The following is a 21,176-nucleotide window of genomic DNA, read 5'->3' as shown; positions in this document are numbered from 1 at the left end:
GGCCGGCGGGATGCTCATGCAGTTCCTGCCCTCGGCGCCCGAGCGCAGCCGCATGGCGGACCTGCCGGGCGGCGACGGCGACGAGGACGATGTCGGCGGCGGCCACCCCGAAGACAACGCCTGGCAGGAGGCGCTGGCGTTGTTCGGCACCGTGGAGGCGGACGAGCTGCTCGACCCGTCGGTCGGTGTCGAGCGGCTGCTGTATCGCCTGTTCCATGAACAGGGGGTGCGGGTCTACCAGGGCGTGGACGTTATCGACGACTGCTCCTGCTCGCGCGAGAAGATCAAATCCATTCTCGACGGCTTCACGGCCGAGGAGATCGCCGAGAGCACCGAAGACGGCGTGATCCGCGTCAATTGCGAGTTCTGCGCCAAGGAATATCTCTTCGATCCGCAGGAATTCGATAGCTGAGCGGGGCGCGAACACCCGGTGAACGCATTTGTCCCCGCGCGACCAGTGACGGCGGGCCGATCGCTCCCCTCAGCCCGCCTTCTTCCGCGCCTCCTCTTCACCCGCTTCCGCCCATGTGAGCATCTTGTAGTCGAAGCCGAAGGCGAGTGTCGGCTTGACGATCTGGAAATAGGGCGACAGATCGAAATCGCGCGGCGTGTACAGCGAATGGTGGCGGATTTCGAGGATTTCCCGGCGCGAATAGGTGGATTCGGCCGCCGCCTCGCCAGGCGCGCGCCTTACCCGCGGCAGGATCGGATAGGCGACGGACTGGAACGCCTGGGCAATCAGCGAGGAGCAGATGGCGCGGGTGGGATCGCCGGAGCCGAGCGCGATCATGCGCCGGCGCCAGCGCACCGGCACCGGCGGCGTAGGCAGGAAATAGCGCATCAGGTCGATGATGTTGCGCATGTCGTATTTCAGCCCCAGCCGCTCCACCATAAAGACAATGATGGCCTCGCGGTCGTCGGGCGTGAGCCCGCTCGGCCGGCAGATGCGGGTGTTGTAGGTGCGGTATTTCGACAGCGGCACCGCCACGCAGCCCTCGCCGAGATTGACCTCGATCAGGCGCGGGCGCTCCGTGCCGTCTTCGGGCGGCGGCAGGACGTCGCCGACGAAGAGAGCCGCATGGCTCCAGGTGGATTGGGTGAGATACTTGACCGCCGCAGAAAGCCGTTGGTTGCCCTCGACGAGCAGGACATCGCCGGGTTGCAACGTGCGGTGCAGGGTTTCCGGATCCGAGGGTGTGTAGGGCTGATAGCCCGACGATTCGACCTCGAGGCGCCTCGCCAGGAAGTGCCCCAGCCGGTCAAGCAGACGATCGACGGAGGCGCTCATGCCGTCGCCCCGCACAACGCTCGACCGCTTCGGCTTTCAGTCCGACCGGGCGGGACGTCCCTCGCGCTTGTCACGTTCAGCAACGACTCGTCCCGCCGATCGCCCGGCCTTAGTCGTCCTCGTCGGCGGAGCCGGCGTTGAGCTGGCCGTACTTGTTCTCGCCGATCGTGTTGAGAAGCTCGAGCTGGGTTTCGAGAAAGTCGATATGGCCCTCCTCATCTGCCAGAAGCTCCTCGAAGAGCTTCATGGTGACGTAGTCGCCGAGATTGTTACAGATCTCGCGCGATTCCTTGTAGGAAGTGCGGGCGTCATACTCGCCGGCCAGGTCGGCCTCCAGGACCTCGCGCACATTCTGGCCGATGCGCAGCGGCGCCACCGTCTGCAGGTTCGGATGACCTTCGAGGAAGATGATGCGCTCCACCAGCTTGTCTGCGTGATGCATTTCCTCGATGGATTCGGCGCGCTCCTTATGAGCGAGCTTCGTATACCCCCAGTCCTCGAGCAGACGATAATGCAGCCAATATTGGTTGACGGCGCCGAGCTCGAGAAAAAGAGCCTCGTTAAGCCGCTCGATAACCTTTTTGTCGCCTTTCACTGAATTTGCTCCCGAATTTCTCGCGCAAGGCGCGCACACGATCCAAATATGTCACGATTTCCGCATCACCACTATCTGCGTTGCGGTGATAATTTTCCGTAACCCGGATGATCGTTTCCACCACATTTGGAAAGCAGCCGCAACAGCGGCCGCGCTGGGCCATGGCGTGATACACCTTTGCGGGCACGATGAGCTGCCACGGATCCTCATCGAGCATCGCGACGATGGTCGCCTCGATTTCCTTCTCGGTGATGAGATTGCAGTGACAGACGAGCATGGTTCACGCAAAGACGATCGGGTGCAAGACCGAAGCCTGCTCTCCTTCGAGCGAACCTTGACAACCCCTGGGAAAAGCCCGCCTGAGAGCGTCTTCGGAAAAGTGGCATGCGCTTTTCCAAATGCCGTCCGGCATGGCGTTCTCCGATCGAACGGGTTCAAGGCCCAGACATCAAAGGAACGCTTCCTTCGGTGGGCGCATAAAAACGCCTTCGGACGGTTGCTGTCAATAAAAACCTGACGGATCTATTCATAATGCCGCAGCGGCCCCGGACGGCGAAAACCGGCGCTCTCACGGGGAAGTGAGTGGGCGCGAGCCGCCGTCATTTGCCTTTCCGCCCCGCCCAATGCTCACATGCGGAAAACGCGAAGAAAGGACGAGCCATTGCTGAAGCGGATCGTGGCAGCCACCCTTGTCTTGCTGTGGGCGTGCACCGCGCGCGCCGGGACCGTCGACCCCGCCGACTGGCAGGCCGTGCTGGCGGATGCCCGCGGCGAGACCGTCTACCTCAACGCCTGGGGCGGGGCGGAGAACGTCAACGCCTATATCGAATGGGCCTCGCGGGAGCTGAAGCGGCGTTTCGATGTCACGCTGGTGCATGTGAAGCTCGAGGACACGGCCAACGCGGTCGCCACCGTGGTGGCCGAAAAGGCGGCCGGGCGCGATACGGGCGGCAGGGTGGATCTCGTCTGGATCAACGGCGAGAATTTCGCCGCCATGAAGGCGCGCGGCCTTCTCTTCTCGCCGGGCTGGGCCGGGATGCTGCCCAACTGGCGCTACGTGGATCACGAGAACAAGCCGACCATCACGACCGATTTCACCGTTCCCGTCGAGGGGATGGCAAGCCCCTGGGGCATGGCGAAGCTGGTGTTCTTCTATGATTCCGCGCGTACGGAGGAAGAAGCGCTGCCTGAGAACGCCGACGAGCTGCTCGCCTGGGCCGAAGCCAATCCGGGGCGCTTCTCCTATCCGCAGCCGCCGGATTTCATCGGCTCGTCCTTCCTGAAGCAAGTCCTTATCGAGAAGGTGGAGGACCCTTCCGTGCTTCAGCAGCCGGTCGACGAAGCGACCTTCCAGGAGATTGTGGCACCGCTGTTTGCTTATCTCGATGCGCTCCACCCGGTGGCGTGGCGGGGCGGGCGCGCCTTTCCGCAGAACTACCCGGCCATGAAGCAGCTTCTGGCCGACGGCGCGCTCGACATCATCTTCGCCTTCAACCCCGCCGAAGCCAGTAGCGCCATCGCCGACGGCGCGTTGCCGGACACGGTGCGTTCCTTCACCTTTCCCGGCGGTACGCTCGCCAACACGCACTTCCTCGCCATTCCCTACAACGCTTCGGCGAAAGCCGGCGCGCTGGTGACGGCGAATTTCCTTCTTTCGCCGGAAGCCCAGGCCAGAAAGCAGGATCCGGCGGTCTGGGGCGACCCGACGGTCCTGTCGATGGACAAACTCGGGCAGGAAGACCGCGCCCGGTTCGAGGCGCTCGACCTCGGCCTGGCCACGCTGGCTCCCGAGGCGCTGGGACCCGCCTTGAACGAGCCGCATCCAAGCTGGATGGAACGCATCGAGGAGAAATGGAAGCGGCGCTATCTTGCGGGAAATTGAATTCCGATGGTACGAGCCCGCCATCCTTCACTCTGCGAGGTTGGGACGGCAGGTCGCCCATCGGGTGTTGAACGAACGCGTGGTCTCCAAGATTTTGGCGCAGAGGACCGGTTCAATTCTCCTCCCTTCAGGTGCCATCCACCGCCGTCTGCACCATCGCTCCGGGAAATCCGGGAGCGCGGGCGGCCCTCCTTTTCAGGTCCCGGATCCGTTTTCCGTTATCGCAATCTGCAGGAAGCTTGGTCGGTTTCCCCGCATTTCGCCGCCCGACAGTCGGATAGGGATCACAACGGGAAATGCCCGCGGTGGGAAATATCGGTTTGACTCTGCAACTTCTGTGTTTCACTTTTAAGAACAGAAACCTGCCGTGAGAGCAAGGAGGGGAGCAGTGGCTGCACCCGGGAGCCGAGATCACGAGGAGTCGTTCGTGCCGATATGGCACGGAGCGCCCTTGAGCGCGGCCCGGCGCATGGCGACTCTTTCTCTTGTCCTTTCCGGTCTTCATCGATCCGTTGACAATTCCCCCCGCCGCAGCGCCGGACGGGAGAGAACGCGCATGGTGGTGCGCACGCCGGGCTTCGCCACGGTGCCCGGCTGGTTGCCGGCAAGCTGAGCCGACAAGAACACCGAAACAGGGCGGCGCGCTCGCGCTGGCCCGCTATTGGCAACTCCAGCAGTCCAACAGAGGAGAACACTATGTCGTCATTCAGAATCCACCTCCTGGCGGGTGTCGCGGCTACGGCGGCGCTCGCCGCGGGCATCGGCACGGCCGGCGCGGCCTCGTGGAAATATGCCTTCGAGGAGGCGATGACGGATGTGCAGGGTGTCTATGCGCAGAAGTTCAAGGAGGAGGTCGAGGCGAACACGGATCACACGATCCAGCTTTTCCCGTTCGGCACGCTCGGTGAATCCGCGGATATCATGGAGCAGGCGCAAGCCGGCATCCTGCAGTTCGTCGACCAGTCGCCGGGCTTCACCGGCGCACTGATCCCGGAAGCGCAGGTGTTCTTCGTGCCCTACCTCCTGCCGCAGGACCATGAGACCCTGGTCAACTTCTTCCGCACCTCGGACGCCATCAACGAAATGTTCCCCGAGCTCTACGCCGAGCAGGGGCTCGAGCTTCTCAAGATGTTTCCGGAAGGCGAAGTCTGCATGACGACGCAGGAGCCGGTGCACAGCCCGGCCGACCTCAACGAGGTGAAGGTCCGGGTGATGACCAACCCGCTTCTGGTCGAAAGCTACCGCGCCTTCGGCGCCACGCCGACGCCGCTCCCCTGGGGCGAGGTCTACGGCGCCCTGCAGACGGGCATCATCCAGGGGCAGGAGAACCCGACCTTCTGGATCGAGTCGACCAAGATGTACGAGGTTAGCCCCGTCATCACCTGCATCGGCCACAACAACTTCACCACCGCGGTGATGGCCAACAAGGACTTCTACGACGGTCTTTCCGAAGAGGATCAGCAGGCCATTCAGAATGCGGCCGACGCGGCGTTCGACCATATCGTCGAGTACCAGAAGGGGCTGCACGAGGAGTCGCTCGAGAAGATCCGCGAAGTCGGTGGAGAAGACGTCCAGGTCAATATCCTGTCGGAGGAGGAGCGCCAGCCCTTCATGGAGGCCGCCAAGGAGGTCGAGCAGGAGTTCACCGAAATGACCGGCGAGAGCGGCCAGCAGATCCTGGACCAGATGAAGGAAGATCTGGACCAGGCGCAGGCCGAATAGCCGCCGACATCACCGGCCGGGCGCGGGGGACGTCCGGCCGGCGCTTTGCAAGAGGAGCGGGGACCAGCAATTGCCGCAACATCACGACGAGTCGCAGCTGCAGTCGCAGACGGATACGACGGCGGCCGATGACATTTCCACTGAAGTGTACAAATCCGATCTGCCGGGCTTCCTTGGAACGATCGACACGGCCATCAGCCGCATAGAATCGGTGTTGTTGGCTGCCGGCGTGCTGCTCTTGGCGGCCAACACCATCGCCAATGTCGTTGGCCGCTTCGTCTTTCAGCAAAGCATCTTCTTTTCCGAAGAGCTCAACCGCATCCTGATCATCCTGATCACCTTCGCCGGAATCAGCTATGCCGCCCGTCACGGCCGGCATATCCGCATGTCCGCCATCTACGACGCGCTGCCGTCGACGCTGCGCAAGCCGCTGATGATCATTATCGCGCTCATCACCGCGGTCTTCATGCTGGGCCTCGCCTGGTATTCAACACAATACATACTAACCCTTGCCGGGCGAGGGCGTGTGCTGCCGTCGCTGCAGATCCCGGTGTGGATCATCTATCTGTGGGCTCCGATCGGCTTTTTCATGACCGGGCTCCAGTACATCCTGACGGCGATCAAGAACATGCTGGAAAAGGATATCTACCTCTCGACCAACGTGCTCGAGGGATACGACGACGAAGAGATCGAGATCTGAGGGCGGGTCATGGCTATCACCATCTTTTCCATCATGATCGTCCTCCTGCTCCTGGGCTTTCCGATGATGATCCCCCTCATCATCGGCGCCTTCGTCGGCTTCTACTCGCTGTTCGGCGGGATGGGACAGCTGGAGACGATGGTGCAGCAGATGATGGCCGGCATCCGCCCGGCCTCGCTGATCGCCGTGCCCATGTTCATCTTCGCGGCCGACATCATGACGCGCGGTCAGTCGGCCGGGCGCCTGATCAATCTCGTCATGTCCTTTGTGGGCCACCTGCGCGGCGGCCTCGCCGTCTCGACCGCGGCCGCCTGCACCATGTTCGGTGCCGTGTCCGGCTCGACGCAGGCAACCGTCGTCGCCATCGGGTCGCCGCTGCGCCCGCGCATGCTCAAGGCCGGCTACAATGACAGCTTCATCCTTGCCCTGATCGTCAATTCCTCCGACATCGCCTTCCTGATCCCGCCGTCGATCGGCATGATCATCTATGGCGTGGTATCGAATACGTCGATCGCCGAGCTTTTCATCGCCGGCGTCGGGCCCGGCATCCTGATTCTGATCCTTTTCTCGATCTATTCCTGGATTTATGCGGTGCGCAATCGCGTGCCGACGGAGGAAAGGGCGAGCTGGGGCGAACGTCTCGTAGCGGTGCGGGACGCACTGTGGCCACTGGGTTTCCCGGTTATCATCATCGGCGGCATCTATGGCGGCATCTTTAGCCCGACGGAAGCGGCTGCGGCCTGCGTGCTCTACGCGATCCTGCTTGAGATGGTCGTGTTCCGCGAGCTCGACTTCAAGGGCCTCTACGAGACGGCGAAGTCCACCGGCCTCATCACGGCGGTGGTCTTTATCCTCGTCGCCGCCGGGGCGGCCTTCTCCTGGGTCATCTCCTTCGCGCAGATCCCGCAGCAGATCCTCGCCGGCATCGGCATCGACCAGATGGGCCAGATCGGCGTCCTCGTCGTCATCTCCATCGCCTTCTTCATCGGCTGCATGTTCGTCGATCCGATCGTGGTGATCCTCGTGCTCGTGCCGATCTTCGCACCGGTGGTACAGGCGGTCGGTCTCGATCCGGTGCTGGTGGGGACGATCATCACCCTGCAGGTCGCGATCGGCTCGGCCACGCCGCCCTTCGGCTGCGACATCTTCACGGCGATAGCGGTGTTCAAGCGTCCCTACATGGATGTGATCCGAGGCACGCCGCCTTTCATCCTCATCCTGCTGTGCGTTTCCGCCGCGCTTATCTTTTTCCCGCAGATCGCGCTCTTCCTGCGCGACCTGGCGTTCAGATAGGAGGTGAGCCGTGTTCAAACGGATCCTCGTCCCGATGGATGGCTCGATCGGTGCCACGAAGGCGCTCGATATGGCCGTCCAGATGCAGAAGAGCACGGGCGCCGAGTTGCTGCTGCTCACGGTCTACCGGCACCACAGCCTGCTCGAGGCCTCGACCTCAATGGTGCGGCCTGCCGACCCGGGCAACATCGACCAGGCCCTCCGCGATCACGCGAAGGAAGTGGCCGACACGGCCAAGAAACACGCGGTGGAGCAGGGTGCCAATGCGCCCCGCGCCTTCGTGAAGAGCGGCCAGCCGGCCCGCACCATCGTCAGGTTCTCCAAGGACCGGGAGGTCGACCTGATCGTGCTCGGCAGCCGCGGCCTGGGCGACCTGGAAGGCTACCTGCTCGGCAGCGTGTCCCACAAGGTCACCAGCCTGGCGGATTGCCCGGTGATGGTGGTCTAGCGACCGCGGCACCAGCTATCCGTGCGGGTGCGTTAGGCGCCGTCATCCCGGAAGCGTGCGCAAGGCTGACGGCACCTGAACGCATTCCTGCTTCAGCGCTGCAGCGGCGCCATCCCCGCCGGCGGCCGGCTGTGCCGGCCGTCGCGGATGCGCCTGACAAGCGCGCCGAGCGCGTGCTTCAGGACCGCCGAACGCGCCTTGTCGGCCTGCCGTGCGTAGCGCTGCAAGTCCGGTCTTGAACCGGCACCGACCGTGTAGTGTGACATGGCGATCTCCTTTTGACATAGGGGGGACGCCGCGCCCGGCTTGGTGGCCTGAGGTCGTCGGGGCCGGGGGGCTCTCCCGTTTGCCATTTCCGTATGCTGCAAAGATAATATCGACGTCATACGCACGCAATGGAAATAAACTATCTTGTTGCGTGCGTTTATGTTACGCATAGCCCATGGCGTACCGTCTTCCCAACCTGAATGCCGTGAGGGCGTTCGACGCCGCTGCCCGGCACCAGAGCTTCACGCGGGCGGCCGATGAGCTGGGTGTCACCCACGCCTCGATCAGCCGCTATGTGAAGAACCTGGAGGCTGAGCTCGGCGTGACACTTTTCGAGCGCCGGCACCGGCAGGTGGCGCTCACGCCCGCCGGCGCGCATTATGCCGACGTCGTCGCCGACGCGCTCACCCTGATCTCCATCGAGACCGGCACGCGCGCGCGCGACGCCAAGGGCAAGGTCGTCCTCGAGATCGACTCGGATCTCGCCGTGCTGTGGCTCATGCCTCGTCTGGACAACGCGGTGCTGGACGGGCTCGGCATAGAACTCGAGCTGCGCTCCTATCCCGAGCCGCCGCGGACGATCGTCCCGGACACGGACCTGGCGATCACCTGGGGCCCGATGGACGTGCCGGGCTACTCGCGGGAGCCGTTCCTGAGCTTCACCATGTTTCCCGTCTGTGCACCCGAGCACGCGGAGCGCGTGCTCACGCGTGGGCTGACGGCGAACAAGCTGATCTACGATCGCGGGGTGAGCAGTTGGGACGAACTGCTGAAGCGCGCCGGCACCGGTCTCGACGCGGCCGAGGGGCACCTGATCTTCCACCGCACCCATCTTTGCCTGGAGGCGGCAGTGCGGGGCCTCGGTGTCGCCGTCGGTGACGACGTCACCGCCGGCGCGATGCTGCGCGAGGGCCGCCTTGTGCGCCCTTGCGGACCCTTCATGCCCGGCCGGCATGCCTTCCATCTGTCCACCGCCTCGCGTGGGCCGATCCGCCCGCCCGTCGTGGCCTTGCGCGACTGGTTGCTCGAGCAGGCCGCCGACCACGTCCGGTGGGCGCGCGAAGCCGGGTTCGCGTCGCCGGCGGAGAAATAGAAGCACCGCGGCTTTTATTCAGCGGCTACGGTACCATTCGCCCCTCGGAAAGAAAGTGGTGGAGCTCCCGCTGCTTTTCGATATCGATCCCGCGTCTTCCGGGTCGCCCCTGCCCCTCACGCGGCTTTCCTTTTTTTCGCCAGCCGCTTCCGGATGCTTTCCACGTCGGCGCGCGGCGTGGCCGCGAACAGCGTTTTTGTGTAGTCGTGCTTGGGATCGGAGAACACCGCGTCACGCGTGCCGTATTCCACCGCCTCGCCGAAATACATCACCATCACCTCGTCGGCGATGTAGCGCACCACCGAAAGGTCGTGGCTGATGAAGACGAAGGTGAGGCCGAACTCGTCCTGCAGATCGGCGAGCAGGTTCAGGACCTGCGCCTGCACGGAAAGGTCGAGTGCGGAGACCGGCTCGTCCAGCACCAGGAGTCGCGGATTGAGCATGAGCGCTCGGGCAATGGCGATGCGCTGGCGCTGGCCGCCGGAGAACATGTGCGGATAGCGGTTGAAATGCTCCGGCGCGAGGCCGACCTTGGTGAGCATCTGCATGGCACGGTCGCGCCGCTCTGCCGCCGGAATGTCCTTCGCGTTGATGATCAGCGGATCCATCAGGACGTCGCCGATCTTCTGGCGCGGGTTGAGCGAGCCATAGGGGTTCTGAAAGACGATCTGCACCTTGCGGCGCAGCTCCGGCGTCAGCCGCTGGCGGCCGATGTCGACCTTCTCCCCGTCGACGAGGAGGTCGCCGGCGGTCGGCGGGTCGATCATGGTGATCATGCGCGCCAGCGTCGACTTCCCGCAGCCCGACTCGCCGACGATGGCGAGCGTCTTTCCCTTTTCCAGCTTCAGGCTCACACCCTTCACTGCGTGCACGGTGCGATCCTTGCGGAACAGCCCGCCGCCGATGTGGTAGTCGCGGACGATGTCGCGGGTCTCGACGACGATCTCGGTCATCTCTGCGCTCCCGTGTAGGGCGTGTCGTCAAGCGCGAAATCGGCAACGGTGGGCAGCCGGTCGCCGATCGCGTTTTCCGGCAGCGCCGAAAGAAGCGCCTTTGTGTAGGGATGCTTCGGCGCCTCGAACAGCGACAACACGCCAGCCTCCTCCATCTTGCGGCCCTTGTACTGTACGATGACGCGATCGGCCGTCTCGGCCACCACGCCCATGTCGTGGGTGATCAGGATCATGCCCATGCCGGTCCTCGTCTGCAGGTCCATCAGCAGATCGAGAATTTGCTTCTGGATCGTCACGTCGAGGGCGGTCGTCGGCTCGTCGGCGATCAGAAGCTTCGGATTGCAGGCCAGCGCAATGGCGATCATCACGCGCTGGCACTGCCCGCCCGACATCTGATGCGGGAAGGAGCCCAGTCGCTGCTCCGGATCGGAAATGCCCACCGACGTCAGAAGCTCGATCGCCCGCCGCCGCCGTGCCCTGCGGTCGAGATCGGTGTGTGTCTTCAGCGTTTCCTCGATCTGGAAGCCGACGGTGAAGCACGGGTTCAGGCTGGCGACCGGCTCCTGGAAGATCATCGCGATGTCCTTGCCGATGATCCGGCGCCGGTCGGCGGGCGACAGGTTCAGGATGTCGCGTCCCTGAAAGGTGACGCGGTCGGCCTTGACGGTCGCCGTCCACGGCAGGAGCCCCATGACCGCAAGCATGGCCACGGACTTGCCCGAGCCCGATTCGCCGACGATGGCCAGCACCTCGCCCTTCTCCACCGAAAGCGAGATGCCGTCGACGGCCCTGAGCGTACCGCCAGCGGTATCGAACTCGACAGTGAGGTTTTCGATCTCGAGAAGGGACATGATCACGACCTCTTCAGCTTTGGATCGAGCGCGTCGCGCAGGCCGTCGCCCATCAGGTTGATGGCGAGCACGGTGATCAGGATGGCAAGGCCGGGGAAGGTGACGACCCACCAGGCGCGCAGGATGAACTCGCGTGCTTCGGCCAGCATGGTGCCCCATTCCGGCGTCGGCGGCTGCGCGCCCATGCCCAGGAAGCCGAGCGCGGCGGCATCCAGGATCGCCGTGGAAAAGGAGAGCGTGGCCTGCACGATCAAGGGCGCAGTGCAATTGGGAAGGATGGTCTTGAACATCAGCCTGAGATTGCCGGCACCCGCCACCCGGGCCGCCGTCACGTAGTCACGGCCCTTTTCCGCCATCACCGCCGCGCGCGTCAGCCGCACGAAATGCGGCTGCAGCACCAGCGCGATGGCGATCATGGCGTTGAACAGCCCCGGCCCGAGAACGGCCACCAGCACCAGCGCCAGAAGCAGTGACGGGAAGGCGAGGATGATGTCCATCAGCCGCATGATGACGGTATCGGTCGCTCCGCGGAAATACCCGGCGATGAGGCCGACGCAAACACCGACGGTCACCGACAGCGTCACCACCACAAGTCCGATGAAGAGCGAGAAACGCGCCCCGTAGAGAAGACGCGAAAGGAGGTCGCGACCCACTGCATCGGTGCCGAGAATGAACTCCCAGCGGCCGCCTTCCTCCCAGACCGGCGGAACGAGAAGAGCGCCCCGAATCTGTGTGCTGGGACTGTATGGGGCCAGCAGCGGCGCGAAAATCGCGATCAGCACGATGACCGTGAAGACGACGAGGCCGAGCACGGCGCCCCGGTTCTGCCGGAAATAGTACCAGAACTCCGCCAGCATGGCGCGGCGGGTCGCCGCGACCTTGGGGCCGCCTTCCAGGCCGATTGCCGCGTCGGCTTGTTTTCTGTTTATCTCAGCCATTGGTCAGTGCCTGATCCTCGGGTTCACCAGACCGTAGAGCACGTCGACGATCAGGTTCACCAGCATGATGAAGCCGGCGATCAGGAGCAGCCCGCCCTGGACCACCGCGTAGTCGCGTCGGAAAACGCTGTCGACCATCCACTTGCCGATCCCCGGCCAGGAAAAGATCGATTCGGTCAGGATGGCCCCGGCCATCAGCACGCCGACCTGCAGGCCGATCGTGGTGATCACCGGGATCAGCGCGTTGCGCAGCGCGTGCAGGCCGATCACCCGGCGCGGCGCCAGTCCCTTGGAGCGCGCCGTGCGCACATAGTCCTCGCCGAGCACCTCCAGCATGGCCGAGCGCGTCTGCCGCGCGATCACCGCCAGGGGGATCGTGGCCAGCACGATCGCCGGCAGGACGAGATGGGAGAGGGCGGACCTGAACGCGCCCTCCTGGCCCGACAGCAGGCTGTCGATGAGCATGAAGCCGGTGACCGGGGGGAAATAATAGAGCAGCGATATGCGGCCCGAGACCGGTGTCAATTGCAGGACACCGGAAAAGAAGATGATGAGCAGCAGCCCCCACCAGAAGATGGGCATGGAATATCCCACAAGGGCCGCGCCCATGATCGACTGGTCGAGCCAGGAGCCACGCTTCACGGCCGCAACGATGCCGAGCGGCACGCCGATGGCGACGGCCAGGATGATGGCGCACAGCGACAATTCGAGCGTCGCCGGGAAGCGCGTGAAGAATTCGGTCAGAACCGGTCGGCGCGTTACCAGCGAGTTGCCGAAGTCGCCGGTCAGGATGCCGCCGAGATAATCCAGATATTGAACCGCGAGCGGACGGTGGAAGCCCAATTGCCGGGTCAGTTCCTCATAGCGTTCCGGCGCCATGACGCGCTCGCCCGACATCAGCATCACCGGGTCGCCGGGGAGAATGCGTATGAAGGCGAAGGCGATGATCGACACGCCGATGAAGGTCGGAATGAGCACGGCAAGCCGACGGAGGACGAAGCTCAGCATGACGCGTCCGGTCTCCTGCTACTGCATGGGGTAAACTGCAAAGAAGCGCGCCGGTTGCCCGGCGCGCCTCCTGCTGCATCCAAAACGCGAAATTATTCCGCGAGATCCACGCCTTCGAAGGCGAAGTCGCCCAGCGGGCTCTGCACGAAACCCTGCACTTCCTTGCGCATGGGCACGACTGAGATCGAGTGGTCGAGCGTTGCCCAGGGAGCCTCGCGCTTGAAGACCTCCTGCGCCTGCCGGTAGAGTTCCGCACGCTCTTCCTGCTCGGTGAGCTGCTTGGCCTCGACCACGAGAGTGTCGAACTCTTCGTTGCACCACTGTGCGCGATTGTTGCCGCCGACGGCGTCGCAGCCGAGCAGGGTGTGCAGGAAGTTGTCCGGATCACCGTTGTCGCCGGTCCAGCCCAAAAGCACGGCGCCGTCGCGGTCGACCTCCTTCGAACGGTCCAGATACTCGGCCCATTCATAGGTGACGATCTCGACGTCCACGCCGACCTCGGCGAAATCGGACTGGATGAGCTCTGCGGCGCGGCGCGCGTTCAGCATGTAGGGCCGCGAGACCGGCATCGCCCACACCTTCATGGAGAGATCCGTCACGCCCGCTTCCTCGAGCATCTGCCTGGCGGCTTCCGGATCGTAGGGCTCGTCCTCGATCTCCTCGTTGTAGGACCACATGGTCGGCGGGATGGGGTTCTTGGCGGGCGTTGCCAGGCCTTGGAACACCGCCTCGATGATCGCTTCCTCATTGATGGCCATGTTGAGCGCCTTGCGCACCTGCGGGTTGTCGAAGGGCGGCTGCTGCGAGTTATAGGCCAGATACGCGACGTTGAGCCCCTCCTGCTCCATGACCGTCAGGTCCGGGTTGGCCTTCATGGACTCGACGTCGGCCGCGTTCGGATAAGGCATCAGGTGGCATTCGCCGGCCTGGAGCTTCTGATAACGCACCGAGGCGTCCGGTGTAATGGCGAAAACCAGGTCGTCGATCGGCTGCTGGCCGTTCCAGTAGTCCTCATGCGAGCGGTAACGGATCACCGCGTCGGGCTGGTAGGCGACGAACTCGAACGGACCGGTGCCGAGCGGCTGCTGGTTCAGCGTCTGCATGTTGCCGTCTGCCTCGAGCTGGTCGGCATACTCCTTCGATACGATCGAGGCGAAAGGCATGGCCAGATTGGCCAGGAACGGTGCCTCCCGGCGCTTCAACGTGAAGCGCACCGTCATGTCGTCCACCTTCTCGATCGATTCGATCAGGTCCGGCATGCCCATGCCGTTGAAATATTCCCAGCTCGCACCGGAGACATAGCCGTGCCAGGGATGATCCTCCTGCCACTGCCGCTCGAAGGAAAAGATGACGTCGTCGGCGTTCAGGTCACGCGAGGGCGTGAAGAAGTCCGTCGTCTGGAACTTCACCCCCGGGCGCAGGTGAAACGTGTACTGCAGGCCGTCGTCGGAAATCTCCCAGCTTTCGGCAAGCCCAGGCACGGTCTCCGTCGTGCCCGGCTTGAACTCCAGCAGCCGGTTGTAGACCGTGTGCGCGGCCGCATCGAAGGTCGTGCCCGCCGTGTAGAGGCCCGGATCGAAGCCCTCGGGCGAGCCTTCGGAGCAATAGACGAAGGTTTTCGCGTGGGCGGCGCCGCCGACCGCCGTAGCGGCCAGCAGAGCGGCCGCGAATGCCAGTTTGGTTTTCATCGGGATCTCCCTATTGTTATCTTGAGCCGTTCCCAATGGCTCTTTGAAGCCGCATTTAAGCAAAGTTGGCCGGAGGTGGGAACTCCTTCGGAGAGTTTGTGGATAACAAAATTTCGCATCCGACAAATTTTGTTTCATAGGCCTCCCTTATTCTCTGCGCGGGTTTCCAGCGGAGAATGGCGTGTTTTCCCGGCAAATGCACCGGGAAGAGGAGATTTGAATGGATCGCCGGCGTTCTTTCCGCAGATGGGAGATGGTTAATTGGGATGCCGCGCGGCGGCAGGTGCTCGGGGCGGGATCGTGAGTGCACACGGATGCCCCGTTTCGTTTTTAACGCCACCCACCTATCTATCTCTGAGTTGCCCGGCGAGATGCGGCGCACCGCCCGAGGCGAATTTTGGTTCCGTCGTCCGTTTCACGGTGGACGGCGCGGCCCGACAACCGGCACACTGCGAGGGGGCGTCTGAATCGGATGCGCCGAGGAGAGGAGACATCAATGGCCCGAGACTGGATCGACAGCATTCTTTCCTTCTGGTTCGAGGAGGTCGATTCCAAGGACTGGTTCAAGAGCAGCGACAAGCTAGACGAGTCGATCCGGGCGCGCTTCGCCACCCTTCACGAGCAGTTGAGCGCGCATACCCCGGATGAGGTGCGGAAGGATCCGCGCGCCGCGCTGGCCGCGATCATCCTGTTCGACCAGTTCCCCCGCAACATGTTCCGTGGCTCGGCCAAGGCCTTCTCGACCGACGATGTGGCCATGCGGATAGCGCGCGAGGCCGTGGCGAACGGCCTGGACGAAGCGCTCGGGCCCCAGGAACGGCAATTCCTCTACATGCCTTTCCAGCACTCCGAGGTCTCTGCGGACCAGGAGCAGGCGGTCATGCTGTTCAGCGCGCTGGGAGACGAGGACGCACTGCGCTACGCGGTCGAGCACCGGGATATCATTCAGCGTTTCGGGCGCTTTCCCCACCGCAACCGCGCGCTCGGCCGCAAGAGCACGCGCGATGAGGAAGCTTTTCTGGAGCAGCACGCAGGCTACGGCCAATAAGGTGGAGCCGTGACCTTGGCGCATCCCCCGCATGCCGCCATAATGAACCGCATCAGGGCGCGCGCCCGGTGCCCGGTGCCGTTAGATACGAGCAAATAAAACAGGGACTCCAGGGAGGGAGACGTGGCAAGATCCAACGATACCGGAGAGAAGGCGGGAACCCGGGCCCGCAGGACGACAGCGCGAAAGTCGCAGGCGACAGCCGACAAGCAGCCGGCGAAGACCGAAACGCCGTCTGCCAAGAAGACTGGAACCGCCGCAAAGAAAACAGCGGCCACGACCTCGAGCCGCAACACGGCAAAATCGCGCTCCAGGGTTTCGAGCGCCACCAAGACGAACGTCAAATCGACCGCCAAGAGCGATACCGGTGACGGTAACGCCAAGACCTCCGCCCGGCGTTCGGCGTCCGCGAAATCGCCCACTGCGAAATCGCCCGCCGCAAAGGCGACCGGCACGAAGGCTGCGGCCCCCGCCCGCCCCAAAAAGGCCGCGCCTGCCGCGCGGCGGCGGGTCCCCGCCAAAAAACCATGGCTGAAGAGCTATCCCGAAGACATACCGGCCGAGATCGGCACCTTCGCGCATTCGTCGCTCGGCGACCTGATGGTGGAATCCAGCCGCCACTTCGCCGATAGGCCGGCCTTCACCTCGATGGGCAAGACGCTCACCTTCGCCGGAGTAGAGGAGGCCTCGCGCCATTTCGCCGCCTACCTGCAGTCGCTGGGGCTGAAAAAGGGCGCGCGCGTGGCCATCATGATGCCCAACGTGCTGCAATATCCCGTCGCGCTCATGGCGGCGCTGCGCGCAGGCTACGTGGTCGTTAACGTCAACCCGCTCTATACCCCGCGCGAACTGGAGCACCAGCTCGTCGATTCCGGCGCCGAGGTGATCGTCATCCTGGAGAATTTCGCCCGCACGCTTCAAAAGACGATCGGTCAAACCCCGGTGAAGCACGTCGTGGTGGCCAGCATGGGCGACATGCTGGGGCTCAAGGGGCGTGTTGTGAACTTCGTCGTGCGGCGGATCAAGAAGATGGTCCCGGCGTGGGAGCTCCCCGGCCATGTGCCCTTCAAGAGCGCCATGCGCGAGGGAGCGGCGCGCCGCTTTCAGCCGGTCGAGGTGGGGCTCGACGACCTTGCCTTCCTGCAATATACGGGCGGCACGACCGGCGTATCCAAGGGCGCCATGCTTCTGCATCGCAACGTCCTCGCCAACGCCATGCAGAACGAGATCTGGCTTGAAACCGCCTATACCGAAAGGCCGCGGCCCGAACGCCCCGTCTTCATCTGCGTCCTGCCGCTCTATCATGTCTACGCGCTGACGGTGAACGCCCTGACGGGCATGAAGCTCGGCGCCGAGAACGTGCTGATCGTGAACCCGCGCGACATCCCCGCTCTGGTGAAGGAACTCGGCAAGCACGACTTCAACGCCTTCATCGGGCTCAACACGCTTTTCAATGCGCTCTTGAACAATGAGGATTTCCGCAAACTCTCCTTCAAGAATCTCGACCTGACCCTTGGCGGCGGCATGGCGGTGCAGCGCTCGGTGGCCGAGCGCTGGCAGGCGCTCACCAACTGCGTGATCGCGGAAGGATACGGCCTGTCGGAGACCTCGCCCGTGGCCACCGTCAACCGCCTTGACATGCGGGAGTTCACGGGCACGATCGGCCTTCCCCTCCCGTCGACGGACATTGCCATCCGCGACGAGGACGGCAAGGACGTGAAGCAGGGAACCGTGGGCGAGATCTGCATCCGCGGCCCGCAGGTCATGCCCGGCTACTGGAACAAGCCGGGCGACACGAAGAAGGCCATAACAAAGGACGGCTTCTTCAAGTCCGGCGACATGGGCGTGATGGACAAGAACGGCTTCATCAAGATCGTCGACCGCAAGAAGGACATGATCCTCGTCTCCGGCTTCAACGTCTATCCCAACGAGATCGAGGACGTCGTCGTCCAGCACGCTGGCGTGCTCGAAGCCGCTGCGGTCGGCGTGCCGGACGAGCATTCCGGCGAGGTGCCCAAGCTGTTCGTGGTCAAAAAGGACGCCGCACTCACGGAAAAGGACGTGCTCGATTTCTGCCGCAAGGAACTGACCGGCTACAAGCGACCGAAATACGTGGAATTCCGCGATGAGTTGCCGAAGTCGAATGTCGGCAAGATCCTGCGGCGGGAATTGCGATAGGCACCCGGGAACCGGGGCCGCTGCTGCGGTGGCTCAATCCGGGTGGTATCGTGGTGAGGGCGGACTGCCACGCACAACCACGTCCGCTATCAGTCTCCTACGAACCGGCCCTTAGCGCAGCCCCGCGATATGCTCCACCAGTCCTGCCGTGGAGGCGTCGCGGTCGCCGGGGTCTTTCTCGCCCTCGACCACCGGCAGAAGCTCCGTCGCCAGTTCCTTGCCCAGTTCCACGCCCCATTGGTCGAAGGCATTGATGCGGAAGAGCGCGGCCTCCACGAACACACGGTGCTCGTAAAGCGCGATGAGGCGGCCGAGCGTGAACGGGTCGAGCTTGCGGTAGAGGATGGTCAGCGAGGGCCGGTTGCCGGGGAAGACGCGGTGCGGGGCGAGCGCGGACACTTGTTCCTCGCTCAGGCCCTTGGCGCGAAGCTGCTCCGCCGCCTCCTCCAGCGTGCGCCCCTTCATCAGCGCTTCCGACTGGGCAAGGCAGTTGGCGATCAGGAGATCGTGGTGGTGCTTCAGTTCCGGCTCGTGGCCGTTGGCCGCAAGCACGAACTCGACGGGAATGACGTCCGTGCCCTGGTGCAGAAGCTGGAAAAAGGCGTGCTGACCGTTGGTGCCGGGCTCGCCCCAGACGAGCGGCCCGGTCGGCGTGGCCACGGGCACGCCGTCGAGCGTAACCCGCTTGCCGTTCGATTCCATATCGAGCTGCTGCAGATAGGCGGGCAGGCGGGCAAGACGCTGGTCGTAGGGGATCACCGCGCGGGCCGGATAGCCGCAGATGACGCGGTGCCAAAAGCCGACGAGGCCAAGCAGCACCGGCATGTTCTTCAGCAGCGGCGCGGAGCGGAAGTGCTGGTCCATCGCCGCCGCGCCGGCCAGGAGGCGGCGGAAATCGTCCGGGCCGATGGCGATCATGATCGGCAGGCCGATGGCCGACCAGAGCGAATAGCGCCCGCCCACCCAGTCCCAGAAGCCGAAGACACGATCCTCGTGGATGCCGAAGGCGGCCACCTTGTCGAGTGCGGTGGAAACGGCGGCGAAGTGCGCCCCGGTGGCGTCCGCGCCCAGCCGCTCCGAAATCCAGTTCCGCGCGGTGGCGGCATTGGTCATGGTCTCGACCGTGGTGAAGGTCTTCGAGGCGACGATGAAGAGTGTCGTCTCGGGGTCGAGCCCCTTCAGCGTGTCGGCGATGTGCGCGCCGTCGACGTTGGAGACGTAGTGCAGGCGCGGCCCGTCGTGATAGGGCGCAAGCGCCAGCGTCGCCATCACAGGGCCGAGATCGGAGCCGCCGATGCCGATGTTGACGAGGTCGGTGAAGGGTTTGCCCGTAGCGCCCTTCAGGGTGCCGGAGCGGACAGATTCGGCGAAATCGCCCATCGCCGACAGCACCGCCTCCACCTCCGGCATGATATCCTCGCCGTCGAGCATGACGGGCTTGTCGGCGCGGTTGCGCAGCGCAGTATGAAGGACGGCGCGGTTCTCGGTGGTGTTGATGCGCCTGCCCGAAAACATCGCCTCCCGGCGCTCGACAAGCCCTGCCGCTTCGGCCAGCTTTTGAAGAAGCCCCAGCGTCTCGTCGCTGAGCACGCATTTCGAATAGTCGAGCAGCAGGTCGTCGAGAGCGAGCGAATAGCGGGAGAAGCGGTCGGGATCGGCCGCGAAAGCGGTGCGCAGGTCGAAGTCCTCGTTGTCCCGGCGGTGCCGGCGCAGCGCGTCCAGCGCGGTTTCGAAGGCGCTCATGGTTCGGCTTCTCCTGCTTGTGACCCCGGCGCGAACTTAAGGGGCCGGCCGGCAAATGTGAAGCGGCGGCGAAGCGGCGCCGTGGAGCAATCATTTATGCCAGGGTTGCGCCGCTCCACACGCGGGGGTAGGCTCGCGCCGCCGGAGAGGAATTATGCCGACCAGAAACGATTCGGCCCTGTGGGCGGGCCTGTTCAAGATATCCCCCGATTCGAGTCAGACATTGCAGGCGCAGATCCGCCAAGCAATCGTCTCGGCTATCCTCGACCGGCAGATCGCGCCATCCATGCCGCTGCCGTCCTGTCGGATTCTCGCGGAGAAACTGGGGGTCGCGCGCGGGACGGTGGTGCTTGCCTTCCAGCAGTTGGTCGACCAGGGTTTCTTGATCGCCCGCGAGCGGCGCGGGCACTTCGTCAATCCCGAGGCGCTGGCCGCACCCGTGCACCCGCCGCGCGCCGGCACGCGGCAGACCGGACAGATCGACTGGAAAGCGCGTCGTCAGGTAATGGCGAGCGAGATGCCCGGCGTGCCGAAGAACGAGGACTGGATGCAGTCCTCCTATCCCTTCGTCTACGGCCAGTTCGACCCGGCGCTGTTTCCCACGGCCGAATGGCGCGAATGCAACCGCATGGCGCTGGCCGTCCTGGAGATCCGCAACTGGGCGGCGGACATGGTCGACAGGGACGACCCGCTGCTGATCGAGCAGATCCAGGCACGGCTTCTGCCCCGGCGCGGCATCTTCGCCAACCCGGACGAGATCATCGTCACGCTGGGTGCCCAGCATGCGCTCTACATGCTCTCCACGCTCCTCATGCGGCGCGGCGCGCGGGTGGCGATGGAGAATCCGGGCTATCCCGACGCGCGTTCCATCTTCCGCCTGGCCGGTGGGGAGACCCTGCCCGTGGGCGTGGACGGCGACGGGATGGATGTCGACACCATTCCCCCGGAGGCCGATTTCGTCTTTCTCACCCCCAGCCATCATTGCCCGACCATGGTGCCGCTCTCGCGTAACCGGCGTGAGACGCTGCTTCAGCGGGCGGAAGAAGACGACTGGGTGGTGATCGAGGACGATTACGACAGCCAGCTCGCCGACGAGACGCCGCAGGAGGCATTGAAGGGCCTCGATCACACCGGGCGCGTGATCTATCTGGGTTCCATGTCCAAGACCCTGGCGCCGGGCCTGCGCCTCGGCTATGTCGTCGCGCCCGCGGAACTGGTGGCGGAACTGCGCGCGCTGCGCCGGCTGATGCTGCGCCATCCACCCGCCAACAACCAGCGCGCGGTGGCGCTCTTCCTCTCGCTCGGTCATCACGATGCGCTGGTGCGCCGCCTTTCGGCCGCCTTCGAGGAACGGCGCGCGAAGCTCCTAGAAGCCATCAGCGCATATATGCCGGAATGGCAGACGACTGACGTGCCCGGCGGCACCTCGGTCTGGCTCAAGGGTCCGCCCGGCACCGACACCGCCACGCTCGCCCGCCTTG

At 64.1% G+C, this 21,176-nt stretch carries 20 protein-coding genes; 10 read left to right on the top strand and 10 right to left on the bottom strand.

The features are described 5' to 3' along the window. The coding region (locus ACFP9U_RS14845) for an Hsp33 family molecular chaperone HslO (protein WP_378622563.1) at nucleotides 1-412 on the top strand (412 nt) is incomplete at its 5' end. A 69-nt stretch (nucleotides 413-481) separates the two neighbouring features. On the opposite strand, the gene ACFP9U_RS14840 is transcribed toward ACFP9U_RS14845, so the two are convergent. The 3 genes from ACFP9U_RS14840 to ACFP9U_RS14830 all read right to left on the bottom strand — a co-directional run bounded on the left by ACFP9U_RS14840 (nucleotide 482) and on the right by ACFP9U_RS14830 (nucleotide 2,160). Continuing rightward, nucleotides 482-1,288 (bottom strand): lipo-like protein, encoded by an 807-nt coding sequence (locus ACFP9U_RS14840; RefSeq protein ID WP_378622561.1) that lies wholly within the window; start codon nucleotides 1,286-1,288, stop codon nucleotides 482-484. Nucleotides 1,289-1,397: 109 nt separating this feature from the next. Next, nucleotides 1,398-1,883, bottom strand: a complete 486-nt coding sequence (gene bfr, locus ACFP9U_RS14835; protein ID WP_322450985.1) for a bacterioferritin — start codon at nucleotides 1,881-1,883, stop codon at nucleotides 1,398-1,400. Then, nucleotides 1,849-2,160, bottom strand: a complete 312-nt coding sequence (locus ACFP9U_RS14830) for a (2Fe-2S)-binding protein (protein ID WP_322450984.1) — start codon at nucleotides 2,158-2,160, stop codon at nucleotides 1,849-1,851. The genes bfr and ACFP9U_RS14830 overlap by 35 nt, the downstream gene beginning before the upstream one ends. A 354-nt stretch (nucleotides 2,161-2,514) precedes the next feature. Between ACFP9U_RS14830 and ACFP9U_RS14825 the strand changes: the two genes are divergently transcribed. The 5 genes from ACFP9U_RS14825 to ACFP9U_RS14805 all read left to right on the top strand — a co-directional run bounded on the left by ACFP9U_RS14825 (nucleotide 2,515) and on the right by ACFP9U_RS14805 (nucleotide 7,928). Further along, nucleotides 2,515-3,765 carry an ABC transporter substrate-binding protein gene (locus ACFP9U_RS14825; protein ID WP_378622559.1) on the top strand — a complete coding sequence of 417 codons (1,251 nt, stop codon included), beginning with the start codon at nucleotides 2,515-2,517 and terminating at the stop codon, nucleotides 3,763-3,765. 696 nt (nucleotides 3,766-4,461) lie between these two features. Then, the gene (gene dctP, locus ACFP9U_RS14820) at nucleotides 4,462-5,487 is read left to right on the top strand and encodes a TRAP transporter substrate-binding protein DctP (protein WP_378622557.1); all 1,026 of its coding nucleotides are present in this window, start codon (nucleotides 4,462-4,464) and stop codon (nucleotides 5,485-5,487) included. 70 nt (nucleotides 5,488-5,557) lie between these two features. Beyond that, nucleotides 5,558-6,187 (top strand): TRAP transporter small permease, encoded by a 630-nt coding sequence (locus ACFP9U_RS14815; protein ID WP_378622556.1) that lies wholly within the window; start codon nucleotides 5,558-5,560, stop codon nucleotides 6,185-6,187. 9 nt (nucleotides 6,188-6,196) lie between these two features. Continuing rightward, a complete protein-coding gene (locus tag ACFP9U_RS14810; RefSeq protein WP_378622554.1) occupies nucleotides 6,197-7,480 on the top strand; it encodes a TRAP transporter large permease in 1,284 nt (427 codons plus the stop codon). Nucleotides 7,481-7,490: 10 nt separating this feature from the next. Continuing rightward, nucleotides 7,491-7,928 carry a universal stress protein gene (locus tag ACFP9U_RS14805; RefSeq protein WP_378622552.1) on the top strand — a complete coding sequence of 146 codons (438 nt, stop codon included), beginning with the start codon at nucleotides 7,491-7,493 and terminating at the stop codon, nucleotides 7,926-7,928. Between the two features lie 92 nt (nucleotides 7,929-8,020). On the opposite strand, the gene ACFP9U_RS14800 is transcribed toward ACFP9U_RS14805, so the two are convergent. Beyond that, nucleotides 8,021-8,194, bottom strand: coding sequence for a hypothetical protein (locus ACFP9U_RS14800; protein WP_378622551.1), 174 nt, complete (start codon nucleotides 8,192-8,194; stop codon nucleotides 8,021-8,023). A 176-nt stretch (nucleotides 8,195-8,370) separates the two neighbouring features. Here ACFP9U_RS14800 and ACFP9U_RS14795 point away from each other — a divergent pair, with 176 nt between their 5' ends. After that, nucleotides 8,371-9,288: a LysR family transcriptional regulator gene (locus ACFP9U_RS14795; protein ID WP_378622549.1), complete on the top strand. Its 918-nt coding sequence runs from the start codon at nucleotides 8,371-8,373 to the stop codon at nucleotides 9,286-9,288. Between the two features lie 116 nt (nucleotides 9,289-9,404). On the opposite strand, the gene ACFP9U_RS14790 is transcribed toward ACFP9U_RS14795, so the two are convergent. From ACFP9U_RS14790 to ACFP9U_RS14770, 5 genes are all read right to left on the bottom strand, one after another. Beyond that, nucleotides 9,405-10,241: an ABC transporter ATP-binding protein gene (locus ACFP9U_RS14790; RefSeq protein ID WP_378622547.1), complete on the bottom strand. Its 837-nt coding sequence runs from the start codon at nucleotides 10,239-10,241 to the stop codon at nucleotides 9,405-9,407. Then, nucleotides 10,238-11,092, bottom strand: a complete 855-nt coding sequence (locus ACFP9U_RS14785) for an ABC transporter ATP-binding protein (RefSeq protein WP_378622546.1) — start codon at nucleotides 11,090-11,092, stop codon at nucleotides 10,238-10,240. The genes ACFP9U_RS14790 and ACFP9U_RS14785 overlap by 4 nt, the downstream gene beginning before the upstream one ends. A 2-nt stretch (nucleotides 11,093-11,094) precedes the next feature. Beyond that, nucleotides 11,095-11,949 carry an ABC transporter permease subunit gene (locus tag ACFP9U_RS14780; protein ID WP_378622564.1) on the bottom strand — a complete coding sequence of 285 codons (855 nt, stop codon included), beginning with the start codon at nucleotides 11,947-11,949 and terminating at the stop codon, nucleotides 11,095-11,097. 84 nt (nucleotides 11,950-12,033) lie between these two features. Continuing rightward, nucleotides 12,034-13,038: an ABC transporter permease subunit gene (locus ACFP9U_RS14775; RefSeq protein ID WP_378622544.1), complete on the bottom strand. Its 1,005-nt coding sequence runs from the start codon at nucleotides 13,036-13,038 to the stop codon at nucleotides 12,034-12,036. A 92-nt stretch (nucleotides 13,039-13,130) separates the two neighbouring features. Further along, entirely contained in the window at nucleotides 13,131-14,726 is a 1,596-nt protein-coding gene (locus ACFP9U_RS14770; RefSeq protein WP_378622543.1) for an ABC transporter substrate-binding protein, read from the bottom strand. Between the two features lie 496 nt (nucleotides 14,727-15,222). Here ACFP9U_RS14770 and ACFP9U_RS14765 point away from each other — a divergent pair, with 496 nt between their 5' ends. Beyond that, on the top strand, nucleotides 15,223-15,774 hold the full coding sequence (locus ACFP9U_RS14765) for a DUF924 family protein (protein ID WP_378622541.1): 552 nt from the start codon (nucleotides 15,223-15,225) through the stop codon (nucleotides 15,772-15,774). 123 nt (nucleotides 15,775-15,897) lie between these two features. Continuing rightward, complete coding sequence (locus ACFP9U_RS14760) at nucleotides 15,898-17,952, top strand: long-chain-fatty-acid--CoA ligase (RefSeq protein WP_378622540.1); 2,055 nt, start codon at nucleotides 15,898-15,900, stop codon at nucleotides 17,950-17,952. Nucleotides 17,953-18,063: 111 nt separating this feature from the next. Here ACFP9U_RS14760 and pgi read toward each other — a convergent pair whose 3' ends face one another. Then, complete coding sequence (pgi, locus tag ACFP9U_RS14755; RefSeq protein WP_378622539.1) at nucleotides 18,064-19,695, bottom strand: glucose-6-phosphate isomerase; 1,632 nt, start codon at nucleotides 19,693-19,695, stop codon at nucleotides 18,064-18,066. A gap of 154 nt (nucleotides 19,696-19,849) precedes the next feature. On the opposite strand from pgi, the gene ACFP9U_RS14750 reads away from it, so the two are divergent. Next, nucleotides 19,850-21,176, top strand: a 1,327-nt coding sequence (locus ACFP9U_RS14750; RefSeq protein WP_378622538.1) for a PLP-dependent aminotransferase family protein, incomplete at its 3' end; no start/stop codon positions are given.

The sequence above is a fragment of the Nitratireductor sp. GCM10026969 genome, assembly GCF_042660605.1.
Lineage (GTDB): Bacteria > Pseudomonadota > Alphaproteobacteria > Rhizobiales > Rhizobiaceae > Chelativorans.
Note: the sequence above shows the minus strand (reverse complement) of the source record. Positions and strands in the feature narration are given on the sequence as shown.